Genomic DNA, 13,002 nt, shown 5'->3' on the forward strand with positions numbered 1-13,002 from the left:
TGCCATGAGAGATCATATTCGAATCGGCACGCGAAAAAGTGCCCTTGCCCTATGGCAGGCTGAACATATTAGTGCAGAATTACAACGTCTGTACCCCAATATTACGGTAGAGCTAGTTCACTTTAATACAAAGGGTGACCGTATCCTAGAGAAACCACTGGCTCAAGTTGGTGGTAAAGGTTTATTTACTGCTGAGCTAGAAGAGGCTATGCATAAAGGCGATATCGATATCGCCGTACATAGCTTAAAGGATATGCCTACAGAGTTGCCAGAAGGCCTCACTCTTGGGGCTATTTCTGCTCGTGAAGTGCCTTATGATGCGCTGGTGAGTCCCGTGTATAAAACACTAGACAAATTGCCACAAGGAGCTCGCGTTGGTACCAGCAGTTTACGCCGGCAAGCGCAGTTACTGCATGCTCGACCTGACCTAAAGGTAGAGGTTATTCGCGGTAATGTACAGACTCGTTTGAGCAAGATCGAAACGGAAAAGTTAGATGGTGTTATCTTGGCTCAAGCAGGGCTTAAACGATTAGGTTTAGAAGACCAAATCACACAAGTCTTCAAGGCTGATGAAATGATTCCTGCCGTAGGTCAAGGGGCTCTCGCTATTGAGTGCCGCGCCGACGATGCGGAAATGCTTGATATGTTGGCTCCTATCAACGATGAAGCAACGCGCTATGCCGTTGAAGGGGAACGCAGTTTCTTGCGTCAACTAAATGGAGGTTGCCAAGTGCCAATGGGGGTGCATGGTACCATAAATAAAGGACAATTAACCTTGAAAGCCATGATTGCATCCCTCGATGGAAAAACTGTGTACGAAGGGGAAATCTCTGGCCCTGCTAAAAAAGGTGAAATTCTTGGGAAAAACCTTGCAAAAGCTTTATACGAAGAAGGGGGCAAACGTATTGTGGATGCTCTCATAGAGGAAGGAATCATAAAATGACAGGTATGGTATATCTAATTGGTGCGGGCCCTGGCGATGTTAAACTCATCACTGTAAAAGGTCGTGAATGCATCGAAAAGGCAGATGTAATTGTATATGATTATTTAGCGGATGCTCATTTGTTAGAATGGGCGCGCCCAGACGCAGAGTTGATTTACGCTGGTAAGCAGTGTAAAGATCACACAATGCATCAATGGGAAATCAATGAGCTATTAGTCCAAAAAGGTAAAGAAGGCAAAATTGTAGCGCGATTAAAAGGCGGTGATCCGCTCGTATTCGGTCGTGGTGGTGAAGAAGCGATGGCTCTTGGCGAAGCCGGTGTACCATTTGAATTCGTGCCAGGTGTAACATCTCCCATCGCAGCGCCTGCTTATGCGGGTATTCCTGTAACACAACGCGCTATGGCTACATCCTTTGCGGTGGTAACAGGTCATGAGGATCCTACAAAAGCAGTATCTGGCATTCATTGGGAAGGCCTTGCTACGGCGGTAGATACACTTTGCTTTGTAATGGGCGTTGGTAACTTGCCTGTCATTGCAGAAAAGTTGATGGCTCATGGGCGAGCAGCTTCTACACCTGTAGCGCTTGTTCGGTGGGGAACAAAAACAGTACAAGAGGTATTAGTTTCTACCCTTGAACATGTCGTTGAAGATGTAGCAAAGGCTCAATTGAAAGCGCCAGCTATCATCGTAGTAGGTGATGTTGTCAACCTTCGTGAAAAATTACAATGGTTTGATAATAAACCTTTATTCGGCAAAACTATCGTAGTCACACGCGCTCGCTCCCAAGCAAGTGCATTCCGTGAAAAATTAGCGGCTCAAGGTGCTAATGTAGTGGAAGCAGCAGCAATTAAAACATCTCCATTGGAATTGTTTGAGGAAGATAAACGCATCATCAACAATACAAAAGAATACCAATGCATCGTATTCACATCTGGTGAAGGGGTTCGCTACTTCTTTGATGCTCTATATAAAGAAGGCAAAGATACACGTGCTTTAGGTAATTCTAAAGTGGCGGCTATCGGCTGTGCTACAGCTCGTGAACTTCAAAAATATGGCATCGTACCGGATATCATTCCTGTAGACTATAAGGCTGAATCTGCTGTAGAGGCTCTTGAAGAAGAACTCAATGCAGGGGATTCTGTACTGTTGATTCAACCAAAGGTAGCACGCGATGTGATTCCACGTTGCTTGCGTCACCGCGATATGAATGTAGATATCTTGCGTTTATACGAAACTACACAAGATACATCTCAACAAGAAGCATTAGTAACAGCGTTAACAGAAGGCAATGTAGATTACATTACCTTCACAAGTTCTTCTACTGTAACAAATACAATCCAATTATTGGGCGACAATGCACTAGAGCTATTAGGCAATACTAAAGTGGCTTGCATCGGTCCAATTACGGCTGCTACGGCTATGAGTGCAGGTCTTAAACCGGCTATCATTAGTGATGTATATACAACTGATGGCTTAGTAAACGCTATTGTAAAAGATATTTAGGAGGATTACATGTACGATTTAACATACCGTCCTCGCCGCTTGCGTATCAATCCAGAAATGCGAGATTTGGTACGCGAAACGACACTCGACGTAACTGATTTGATTTATCCATTATTTATTGTGCCTGGAGAAGGTATCAAAAAAGAAATCGACACATTGCCAGGGCAATATCATTTGTCTGTTGATGAGGCTGTGAAAGTAGCGCAAGAGGCGTATGATCTTGGTGTGCGTGGTGTAGAAATCTTTGGTATTCCTACATACAAAGATGAGCAAGGTTCCTCTGCATGGGATATGTCCCAACCAGTACAACAAGCCATCAAAGCCATCCGCGAAGCCGTGCCAAATCTCTTGGTTATTTCTGACGTATGCTTGTGTCAATATACCTCTACTGGTCACTGTGGCATGATCGATGACCATGAAATCTTGAACGATGAAACATTGCCATTGCTTTGTAAAGTAGCGGTGAGCCAAGCGGAAGCAGGTGCACATATGGTGGCTCCATCCGACATGATGGACGGTCGTGTAGGTGCCATTCGTGAAGCCCTTGATGCGGCAGGCTATACCAATGTATCCATCATGAGCTATGCTGCAAAATACGCATCTGCTTACTATGGTCCGTTCCGCGGCGCTGTTAATTCTGCGCCAAAATTTGGTGATCGTAAATCTTATCAAATGGATCCAGCCAATCGCTTGGAAGCTTTCAGAGAAATCGAACTCGACATCGCTGAAGGTGCGGATATTATCATGATTAAACCGGCTTTGTCCTACTTGGACATCGTTCGTGAAACGCGTGACCGCTATGAATTGCCGGTTGCAGTATACAATGTATCTGGCGAGTATGCGATGGTTAAATCTGCCGCAGCGGCTGGTCTTATCGACGAAGAACGCCTAGTTATGGAAACAATGCTTTCCATGAAGCGTGCTGGTGCTAAAATCATCATTACGTACCATGCCTTAGATATTGCTAAATGGTTACAACAATAAGGAGGAACTATGTTCCAACTCGGTAAATCTGAAAAGGCCTTTAACGAGGCTAAACGTTATATGCCTGGCGGCGTAAATAGTCCTGTTCGTTCCTATCGCAGCGTAGGATCCAACCCTCCGTTTATTAGCAGTGCCAGTGGTAGCCGTATTTATGACATCGATAATAACGAATACATCGACTATGTATTGAGCTGGGGCCCTATGATCTTGGGCCATGCGAACCCAGAGGTTATCGCGAGCCTACAAGAGGCTATTCCTCGCGGTACTAGCTATGGTGCGCCTACATTACTAGAAACAGAATTGGCTAAAAAGATACAAGCCTTCATGCCATCCATGGAGGTTATCCGCCTCGTAAACTCTGGTACAGAGGCTACCATGAGTGCCTTGCGCGTTGCTCGTGGCTATACTGGTCGTGATCGCATCGTGAAATTTGTAGGCTGTTACCATGGTCATAGCGATGCTCTCTTGGTAAAAGCTGGCTCTGGCCTTGCTACCTTTGGTGTACCAGATAGCCCTGGGGTTCCACAAGGCGTAGCAGAAAATACCATAACATTGCCATACAATGACTCTGATGCGGTTCGTAAATTATTCGACGATATGGGCGATACTATTGCGGCAATCATCGTTGAACCTGTAGCTGGTAACATGGGTTGTGTGCCTCCAGAACCAGGTTTCCTCGAAACCTTGCGTGAAGTAACTAAGGCTCACGGTGCTATACTGATTTTTGACGAAGTCATGTGTGGCTTCCGTGCTAGCAGCGGTGGGGCTCAAAAACGTTACAATATCAAACCGGACCTTACATGCCTTGGTAAAATCGTTGGTGGCGGCATGCCACTTGCTGTATTCGGTGGCTCTCGTGAGATTATGAACCAAATTGCTCCAGCTGGTCCTATTTACCAAGCTGGTACATTGAGTGGTAATCCTATTGCTGTTACTTCTGGTTTGGCAACACTTTCCATTCTGCAACGGGATCCAACGGTGTTTAAACAAGTAGAAGATACGACGATTGCCCTTTGCGAAGGCTTTGAAAGATTGGCGGCACAATACAATGTGCCTGTTGTTGTGCAACGAGTAGGCTCTATGTTCACCATCTTCTTTACTGACAAACCAGTTAAGAACTTTGATGATGCAGCATCTTGCAACGAAGAACAATTTAAAATGTTCTTCCACCATAACTTGAGTCATGGTATCTACTATGCGCCAAGTCCTTATGAAAGTAATTTCGTATCTATCTGCCATAAGAGCAGTGAAGTGGAACGCACATTAGCCGTTGCTGATGAAGCTTTCAAAAAAATCAGTGATACATTATTATAAGAAGTTATAGTTTGTAGTTGTTTATGTATCGATACAGGTGATGAACATGCAGTTTTACAAGAACTTAAAGCGTGCTCGCGTGCGCATGGGTAAAAGCCAAATCGAAGTAGCAAAGGCCGTAGGTATCAGTAATGCGGCGCTTTCAAATTACGAAACAGGGTATCGCGAACCAGATTTAGATACACTCTGTGCTCTGTCTCGATATTATGGATTGACCTTGGATGAGCTGTTGGATGTAAATGGAGAACAACACGAGCCCATCTATGATCTCAGTCCTGTATTAAAAAATAAATACATCGCCTATAAAGGTGAAGTATTCGAGTTGAAAGACTCACAAAAACGTGCGCTCTTGCGTGAGCTAGACAATCTATTTACTAAATTTGAGAAATCAAAAGTAGAAGATAAAGACAGCAAGCCAAAGACGTACAAACATGGGAACCCACATATCAATCGGGCTGGACTAGCTAGCAGTGCTGGTAGTCTGGCGGCACGACGGAATCTAAAATAAAAAGCACCATCTATTTAGGGACTAAACGAAACATAAGTCGTCCCTCGATAGATGGTGCTTTTTTTGCCGTATATAATAAAATATTCGTTGGTGGTATACATTAGTTTAACATATAATTGAATTATAGACGTGGAATAAATATTTACTAGTCTTACAGGAGAAAGCTATGATAGTAGTATTTGCAGGATTTTTAGCATTTTTATTTTGTCTGTATTTCATTAAAAATCCATACTTCACATTACAGCATATTAAAATTAAACGCTCAAAATCTTTGTTAATTTCAGAGCTGCTTTTAGGTGTGATAATTTTCTTATATATTATTTTTGCAGGATATTCTAGACTAGTGCGGTTTTTAATAGAATTGACATCTGTAATTCTGTTTTTATTAGAAATGTGGTTAAGAGTTCCTGCTATTGAATTGGATTGTAGTTTATCACCTGACGTGAAAGTAATGCTCATTAAAAAAGCTAAAAAAGATTTTTATTCTATATTGCCAATATTTTTTATAGCAACATGTATGTTTGTATTTAATTTCATCAAGATTTAAATAGATTTAATTTAATTGGAAAAGTGAAAATTAATAGGAGTACATATGAATATATACATTAATAAAATAAGAGATATATTAGTTGATTTAATGCCCAAGCATTGGTATAAAATTTATTTGTATTTTGAATGTTCTGAGTTAGGATCAACATCAGGTTGTTATTATATAAAAACGCCAGGTGGATCTATTATTCAATATGGTGAATTTATATATAATTTTTCTGATGAAAATAGCGAACGAATGAAACAGGGGATGTATGATATTTTAACGAATGTTAGATTATTACACGAAGCATCGATTGAGAAGTGGACTTGGGGAACAATGTATATTTCACGCGATGATTATGAGCCCCATTGTGAATTTCATAATGATCCTGTAACTGACGATTGCTGGCTCTAAAATAGATATAAGTGGGTATATAAAAACTTTGGTATTTTGGAAAATGAAGATGAATTTGATCCGAATGTATATAAAGAAATGCTAAAAGGTCCACGAGGTGTTTTATTATTGGAAGATATGGAGTCTCGTGTATTAGCAAAAAATTATACTGCCATTGATAAGGCGTTTAAGTTAAAGCATAAAAGCTTAGAATCAGAACTTGAAAAACATTATAATAAAGTGGCCAAAAGTATATACAAGTTAACGCCTCTAAATTGGCATCGTGCTAAATTACACTTTGATATGAATGTTAATAATCCCTTTGTAGAGCTTTGGGTTTATAAAACTGAGGATGACTCATGTATTACAAAGTATGTGGAAAATAATGATGAAGAGCCTGCTATTATTTCGGAAATTATGTATGATTTAAAAAATGAAGTTGTAGCGATGATTGAGACTTTTAAATTCTATAATCAAAACCCATTCTCTGGTTTAGTATATACATTAACCTCTAATGGTGAGGTATCTTTAGAGCTAACTTATGGAGATAAATAATTTTAAGTTCGTTGATGAAATTGATTGGATAAGCTTTCATGCAGATAGGAAAAAACTCAAAAAAATGGCTTGAGAGAATACTTCTTTCTTGTTTAATAGTAGTAGGTATTATTTTTGGCGGTTGGCTTTTCTTTGCTACAAACTTTATGCATCCATTTATCCACTATTTGGATCTGAGGGGAGGTATAATATATTACAAAGAGCCAACTAATATAATTGCTTCTAATGTTCTTGGTTTTGATGAAGTACGAGGGAAAATATATTATATAACTACAAATGGTATTGGTGTATATAATGAATTAAATAACGAACATGTATTTATATTACATAAAGAGCCATCTAATGAAATCAGAATAAATGACATTACTAATGTATATCCAGAATTTAGTCGTTTTTCTGATTCGGAACAGGAAGTTTGGAAAAGCAAATTTTATGCTGATTTTAGGCAAAGAATTCCTATAGAGGAGGGAAGTATCATTAGATTTCCATTCTTTTTTTCTTACGAAACCCGTGGAATTTATAATTTAGCTACAGGATCTAAATTATCGAAAATTGATACGTATAAAATTTCTAATAATATATTCTATAATGTTGATTTTGGAAGCATTACTAAGATAGATTTAGAAACTGGTATAGTATGGAAGTACTATTCTAATAACTTATTAAATTATAATTTTATTAATGAAACGGTTTCTAGTAAATCAAAAGAGTTTAGTATTAATGAATTAATCAAAGAACGAAATCATGATAAACAATTGAAAGATAAAATTATAGCTATAGATCATTATAGTCAATTTAGTAAAGAGGATAAGGAGGTTATAGAAGAATTATTTGTTAAGTTAGTCACTGCACGAGATAATATGAGCTTAAAACCAGAACATAAAATGAGGTTAGAAAACTATTTAGAGTGATTAACTTTTCAATGTATTCATACTTAGTTGGGGAGGCTGGCTAAAGAATATATATTATTTATTACTATAAATAAAAAGGGTTAATGATAAACCAGTAAATCGAAAGCTAAAATAAATTAGTGGACAGAGGTATAAATATGATCTATTTTAAAAATAAAAAAAGTTTAGATACATTTTTAATGGTCTTTATATTGGGCGCTGTTAAGGCATATAGACGAAATTATATTGATTTGACCATTCTAGAATATTACATATTTAGTATGTTAATTCGATTAATGTGTAGAAAAGCACATCTGTCCGATAAATTGTTAAATATTATTGGAGATGGGATGAGTTTAGAGGATGTTGATGAGTGGATGGCTCGTAGGATTCCTATACCACCATTAAATGATATGTTAGATGATATTGAATGCAGTAGTTGGATTGCTTTAATAGAACGGGAGTTAGAGGGTAATACTTTATCTGAAGCGTTAAAGATTTCTACACATGATGAAAAGAAGTTCGGTATCTATTTCTTTACCGATTATGTAGAGGAGATATTTTGGGCGTTGTTTTTGTTAGGATTGTATGAAGTCTTACAAAAACCTGAATTCATTTCTGAATCAATCTTAAGTTGTATTAAACAGACCTATTTGTCTGAAATATATACGTGTGAACGTATTCAGAATGAAGATTTTCAAGCATGTATTTCCAATTTACAGGAGATAGTTGATACTAATATATCCGGGCAATTAAGTAAAGAATTAATTACTATGAAAGCAAAATTAGCATCATTACAGGTATTATTACCATTTTATGATGTGAGTTTTGATAAGTTAAAAACAGACATTGATTTAAAAGCTACTAGAGGGATGTTCTGGCAAATTAAAGTTTTAGGGAAGTTTATAGACTTGGGATTATAGATTCTAAAAGATTATTAAGTTGGTTCTATACTTATGATTACTTTTAATTTTGGGATTAACCTTTATTAACTTCTATCCTTAAATAATATTTAGTGTTAAATGTTATAAGCTTATTTTAATGACATCTATACCTTTCATAAGGGACTGGTATAGGTGTCATTTTTATATTGAAAACTAATAAAAATCAGTATTGATTAAAATCTAAGTAGTTCTATTAAAATTACCAGAATTCTACGTTTTCATGAGTGTTTTATGATAAAATAAAAGGTATGAATACTTCAACAACTAGGTCTATTACCTATAATGGCGACAGAATTGAATATGAGTTAACCATCAAGCGTGTGAAGAACATGAACATGCGCATTACAAAGGATGGTGTGATCCATGTGTCGGCGAATGGGTATGTGCCGGATTATGTGGTGGACAAGTTTGTCATCGAGAATATGCCCTTCATTGAGCGGGCTCGTTACAAGATTGATGCATTGAATGCCAAGCGCATCGATGCATTGCAGTATGTGAATGGTGAAAGTTTATCCATCCTCGGCATTCCCGTTACGTTGCGCCTAGTTGAGCAGGATGGAAAGCCTCATATCGGCTTTGATGGGAAGGCGATTCTTACCATGGTTGTGCCTCGTGGTACGCCCTATGAAGCGAAGCATAAATTAATGCAAAGTTATTGGCGTAATTTAGGGGAGAAGGTCTTTGTCCATTGGGCGAAGGTCGTGTATCAACGCTTTCAAAATTACAATATCGATGTGCCTATGCCAACCATAAAACAGCAGCGTATGAAGAGTCGTTGGGGTTCTTGTACGCCAGCAAAGCAGCTCATTAAGATGAACACCCGATTATTAGAGGGGCCACAGGCGTATATTGAATACGTTATGGTTCATGAGTTTGCCCATTTTAAATATTTAGACCATTCTAAGAACTTTCACAATCTCGTGGCACAGTTTTTGCCAGATTGGAAGGCTCGTAAGAAGTCATTGAACGTGTATTTTGCTCATCGCCCTTAAAGGAGGTGTACCATGCAGCCATTTGTACATTTACATAGTCATACAGAGTTTAGTTTGCTAGACGGCATCAGTCGTTTGCCTGACATGGTACGTCGTGCGAAGGAGTTAAATCAGCCCGCCCTTGCTATTACAGATCACGGCAATATGTACGCAGCCATTTATTTCTACAAAGAATGTATGGCTCAAGGCGTTAAGCCTATCATCGGTTGTGAGGTGTATGTAACGGAAAACAACCGATTTGATCGTCCAGAAGGTCGTAGCCGTGAACGATTAAAACATCTCATCCTATTGGCTGAGACCATGGAAGGGTATCGTAATCTCGTTAAAATCGTATCTAAAGCATCTACGGAAGGTATGTTGTATCGTCCTCGTGCAGACCGAGATTTATTGCGCCAATACAGCAAAGGGATTATTGCCCTTAGTGCGTGTATTCAAGGGGAGATTCCTCAGTATATTTTGCAAGACAATATGGAAGGCGCTAAGCGATCCATCGAATGGTATATTGAGACGTACGGCAAGGATAATTTTTTCTTAGAAATTCAAAATCATGGCTTGCCAGAGGAGGCTAAGGCCCAAGAGGAGCTCATTAAGCTCAGCAAGGAGTATGGCCTTGGCATCGTAGCGTCTAACGATTTCCACTATGTCTTAAAAGAGGATGCAGACGCGCAGGATATAAAGGTATGTATTTCTACAGGTCGTCGCCGTGCTGAGGTAGACCGCTTAAAATTCCCAAATGATGAGTTCTATCTCAAGTCTGGGGATGAAATGGCAGAGCTATTTGGACATATTCCGGGGGCCATTGAAAACACCTTAAAAATTGCAGAGCGCTGTAATGTAGAGTTTAATTTCGATGAACATCACTTGCCGCACTTTGATGTGCCAGAAGGGGAAACCTCTAAAACGTATTTACGTAAGGTTTGTGAACGAGAAATTCCTCGCCTTTATGGTGAAACGTCTGAAGAGTTACAAAAACGTCTCGACTATGAGTTAGATGTTATTGGCACCATGGGCTTTGAGGATTACTTCCTCATCGTGTGGGACTATGTACGCTATGCCAGAGAGCACGATATCTTAGTAGGCCCTGGCCGTGGTTCTGCGGCAGGTTCTGTAGTAGCCTACCTATTGGGTATTACCGGTCTTGATCCATTGAAATACGACTTGCTCTTTGAACGGTTCTTAAATCCAGAACGGGTAAGCATGCCCGATATCGATATTGACTTTTGCTATGAAAAGCGTGGTCAAGCCATCGAATATGTAACGAGAAAATACGGTCAAGCTCGCGTATCTCAGATTATTACCTTTGGTACAGAGGCAGCACGTGCCGTTATTCGTGACGTAGGCCGCGTGCTCGACTTACCACTGGCGGAGGTAAATCGTATTGCTAAGATGATTCCTAACGAATTGGGTATTACCTTAGATAAGGCACTACAAGGCAAGGACTTAAAGGCTTTATATGAATCTGATTCAAATGTAAAAGAACTGTTTGATTTTGGTAAAAAGCTAGAAGGCATAGCGCGAAATTCGTCCACGCATGCGGCGGGCGTTGTAATTTCTGCAGATCCTTTAGATGACCATGTACCGGTACAAAATGCCAACGATGAAGGCTTTGTAACGCAGTACGATAAGGATAATATCGAGGAATTAGGCCTCTTAAAGATGGACTTCTTGGGCCTCCGTACCTTAACGGTTATGGGGGATGCCTTAAAGCTCATCAAGGCTAACCGCGGTATTGACCTCGACTTAGATGCTATCCCACTTGATGATGCGGCGGCTTGTGACATCCTCACTAAGGGAGATACATCTGGTGTATTCCAGCTCGAGTCGGAAGGTATTACTAAGCTTGTAATGGACCTTAAGCCTGAGCATTTTGAAGACTTAATTCCATTGGTAGCCTTGTACCGTCCAGGACCACTAGGCTCTGGCATGGTAGCGGACTTTATCGACCGCCGTCATGGTAAAAAAGAGGTTACCTACTTACATCCAATTTTGGAACCAATTTTGAAAGATACCTTTGGGGTAATCTTGTATCAAGAACAGGTTATGCAAATTGCCTCCGCCATGGGTGGATTCTCCCTTGGTCAAGCGGATTTGATGCGCCGTGCCATGGGTAAGAAAAAGGAATCTGTTCTAAAAGCACAGCGCGAGTCCTTTATTCAAGGTTCCATTAATAATGGGATAGAAGAATCCGTGGCGAACGAAGTATTTGACTTGCTTGTATACTTTGCGGGCTATGGCTTTAATAAATCACATAGTGCGGCGTATGCGTATATTGCGTACCAAACGGCGTATTTGAAAGCCCACTACTTCCCAGAATTTATGGCTGCAACCATGACTAGCTTCATGCAGAACATGCAGAAATTGACTTACTACATTAATGCCTGCAAGAAGCACAATGTTAAGGTACTAGGCCCAGATATTAACTATTCTGAGCGTAGCTTTGCCGTACAAGATGACTCTATTCGTTTCGGACTTGGCGGTATCAAGAACGTAGGGGATAATGCTATCGATCGCTTGATTCGGGAGCGCAATGAGCACGGTCTATATACGGATATCGTGGACTTCTGTAAACGGGTAGATAATCGAGTTGTGAATAAACGACTTCTTGAAAGTCTCATTCGCTGCGGTGCCATGGATGGCTTCCAGGAAAACCGGAATCAGTTGCTACACATGTATGAAAGCGCTCAAGCCGTTGGTGCTAAAGAGCAAAAAGATGCCGCTATGGGTACCATGAATCTCTTTGGCGATATGGAAGAAGCTGTCGATTTTATTCCTGTTCCTACTGTAGAGGATTTATCGGAAGACGATAAATTAAAAGATGAAAAGGAATACACTGGCTTTTATATTACGGGTCATCCATTGCAAGGTTATGCGAAGGAATTAGAAGGTCTCTTTGAACTGGGTGCTCTTGTAGAAAATCCAGAGCAATATGATGGTCAAACCATTACCTTTGGGGGCCTCATTGAAAATAAATCGGACCGCATGACAAAGCGCAATGAGCTTATGTCCATTCTTCGTATCGAGGATTATTCTGGTGCGGCGAATGTAGTGGCATTTCCTAAGGTCTTTAGTCAAAGCCAGCAATTCCTTGCGGTCGATATGATCGTTAAGGTAAAAGGTCGGGTTGATGCGGATGAAAAGGGTGTGCAAATCATTGCAGACCGTATTACTCCATTAAAGGTAAACTATGGGCAGGCAAAACAAGTGGCAATCCACATTTATAGTCAATATGATACGCCAGAAAATAGTGAAGCTTTAAAACGCGTGTTGACTAACACCGCTGGCTCCGTGCCAACGTCATTATATTTACACCGTCAACGAAAACGCATTAATTTACCACCGAATATGTGCTTTGACCCTAGTGATGAATCCATCAAGACTATTGAATCTATTCTAGGCGAGGGCTCCGTAGAGGTACAGTAAACATATAATGTTAACGCAAGTA

Annotated in this window: 12 protein-coding genes; all 12 read left to right on the forward strand. The window is 39.9% G+C overall.

All coding sequences use genetic code 11. The features are described 5' to 3' along the window. Window positions 1-4: 4 nt before the first annotated feature. The 12 genes from hemC to HMPREF0874_RS06850 all read left to right on the forward strand — a co-directional run bounded on the left by hemC (window position 5) and on the right by HMPREF0874_RS06850 (window position 12,980). A complete protein-coding gene (gene hemC, locus HMPREF0874_RS06800; protein ID WP_039965270.1) occupies window positions 5-943 on the forward strand; it encodes a hydroxymethylbilane synthase in 939 nt (312 codons plus the stop codon). Further along, a complete protein-coding gene (gene cobA, locus HMPREF0874_RS06805) occupies window positions 940-2,448 on the forward strand; it encodes a uroporphyrinogen-III C-methyltransferase (protein WP_039965272.1) in 1,509 nt (502 codons plus the stop codon). Before hemC ends, cobA begins: the two co-directional genes overlap by 4 nt. 9 nt (window positions 2,449-2,457) lie before the next feature. After that, entirely contained in the window at window positions 2,458-3,432 is a 975-nt protein-coding gene (gene hemB / locus HMPREF0874_RS06810) for a porphobilinogen synthase (protein ID WP_008602583.1), read from the forward strand. Between the two features lie 9 nt (window positions 3,433-3,441). Then, window positions 3,442-4,746, forward strand: a complete 1,305-nt coding sequence (gene hemL, locus HMPREF0874_RS06815; RefSeq protein ID WP_008602585.1) for a glutamate-1-semialdehyde 2,1-aminomutase — start codon at window positions 3,442-3,444, stop codon at window positions 4,744-4,746. Between the two features lie 46 nt (window positions 4,747-4,792). Further along, window positions 4,793-5,254 carry a helix-turn-helix domain-containing protein gene (locus HMPREF0874_RS06820; protein WP_008602586.1) on the forward strand — a complete coding sequence of 154 codons (462 nt, stop codon included), beginning with the start codon at window positions 4,793-4,795 and terminating at the stop codon, window positions 5,252-5,254. Between the two features lie 166 nt (window positions 5,255-5,420). Continuing rightward, window positions 5,421-5,801 (forward strand): hypothetical protein, encoded by a 381-nt coding sequence (locus HMPREF0874_RS06825; RefSeq protein WP_008602588.1) that lies wholly within the window; start codon window positions 5,421-5,423, stop codon window positions 5,799-5,801. Window positions 5,802-5,846: 45 nt separating this feature from the next. Continuing rightward, window positions 5,847-6,200 carry an immunity protein YezG family protein gene (locus tag HMPREF0874_RS10125; protein ID WP_008602590.1) on the forward strand — a complete coding sequence of 118 codons (354 nt, stop codon included), beginning with the start codon at window positions 5,847-5,849 and terminating at the stop codon, window positions 6,198-6,200. A gap of 36 nt (window positions 6,201-6,236) precedes the next feature. Then, window positions 6,237-6,734 (forward strand): hypothetical protein, encoded by a 498-nt coding sequence (locus tag HMPREF0874_RS10130; RefSeq protein WP_008602592.1) that lies wholly within the window; start codon window positions 6,237-6,239, stop codon window positions 6,732-6,734. 38 nt (window positions 6,735-6,772) lie between these two features. Next, complete coding sequence (locus tag HMPREF0874_RS06835; protein WP_008602594.1) at window positions 6,773-7,645, forward strand: hypothetical protein; 873 nt, start codon at window positions 6,773-6,775, stop codon at window positions 7,643-7,645. 137 nt (window positions 7,646-7,782) lie between these two features. After that, complete coding sequence (locus HMPREF0874_RS06840; protein ID WP_039965274.1) at window positions 7,783-8,547, forward strand: DUF3969 family protein; 765 nt, start codon at window positions 7,783-7,785, stop codon at window positions 8,545-8,547. 245 nt (window positions 8,548-8,792) lie between these two features. Next, a complete protein-coding gene (locus HMPREF0874_RS06845) occupies window positions 8,793-9,560 on the forward strand; it encodes a M48 family metallopeptidase (RefSeq protein ID WP_008602598.1) in 768 nt (255 codons plus the stop codon). Between the two features lie 12 nt (window positions 9,561-9,572). Beyond that, window positions 9,573-12,980 (forward strand): DNA polymerase III subunit alpha, encoded by a 3,408-nt coding sequence (locus HMPREF0874_RS06850; RefSeq protein ID WP_008602599.1) that lies wholly within the window; start codon window positions 9,573-9,575, stop codon window positions 12,978-12,980. Window positions 12,981-13,002: the final 22 nt, after the last annotated feature.

This window comes from Veillonella sp. 6_1_27, assembly GCF_000163735.1.
Lineage (GTDB): Bacteria > Bacillota > Negativicutes > Veillonellales > Veillonellaceae > Veillonella > Veillonella parvula_A.

Coding starts and splice junctions, on each gene's coding strand:
- HMPREF0874_RS06820 (WP_008602586.1), top strand. CDS start 4,793: ATGCAGTTTTACAAGAACTTAAAGCGTGCTCGCGTGCGCATGGGTAAA.
- HMPREF0874_RS06835 (WP_008602594.1), top strand. CDS start 6,773: ATGCAGATAGGAAAAAACTCAAAAAAATGGCTTGAGAGAATACTTCTT.
- HMPREF0874_RS06840 (WP_039965274.1), top strand. CDS start 7,783: ATGATCTATTTTAAAAATAAAAAAAGTTTAGATACATTTTTAATGGTC.
- hemL (WP_008602585.1), top strand. CDS start 3,442: ATGTTCCAACTCGGTAAATCTGAAAAGGCCTTTAACGAGGCTAAACGT.
- HMPREF0874_RS10125 (WP_008602590.1), top strand. CDS start 5,847: ATGAATATATACATTAATAAAATAAGAGATATATTAGTTGATTTAATG.
- hemB (WP_008602583.1), top strand. CDS start 2,458: ATGTACGATTTAACATACCGTCCTCGCCGCTTGCGTATCAATCCAGAA.
- HMPREF0874_RS06850 (WP_008602599.1), top strand. CDS start 9,573: ATGCAGCCATTTGTACATTTACATAGTCATACAGAGTTTAGTTTGCTA.
- hemC (WP_039965270.1), top strand. CDS start 5: ATGAGAGATCATATTCGAATCGGCACGCGAAAAAGTGCCCTTGCCCTA.
- cobA (WP_039965272.1), top strand. CDS start 940: ATGACAGGTATGGTATATCTAATTGGTGCGGGCCCTGGCGATGTTAAA.
- HMPREF0874_RS06825 (WP_008602588.1), top strand. CDS start 5,421: ATGATAGTAGTATTTGCAGGATTTTTAGCATTTTTATTTTGTCTGTAT.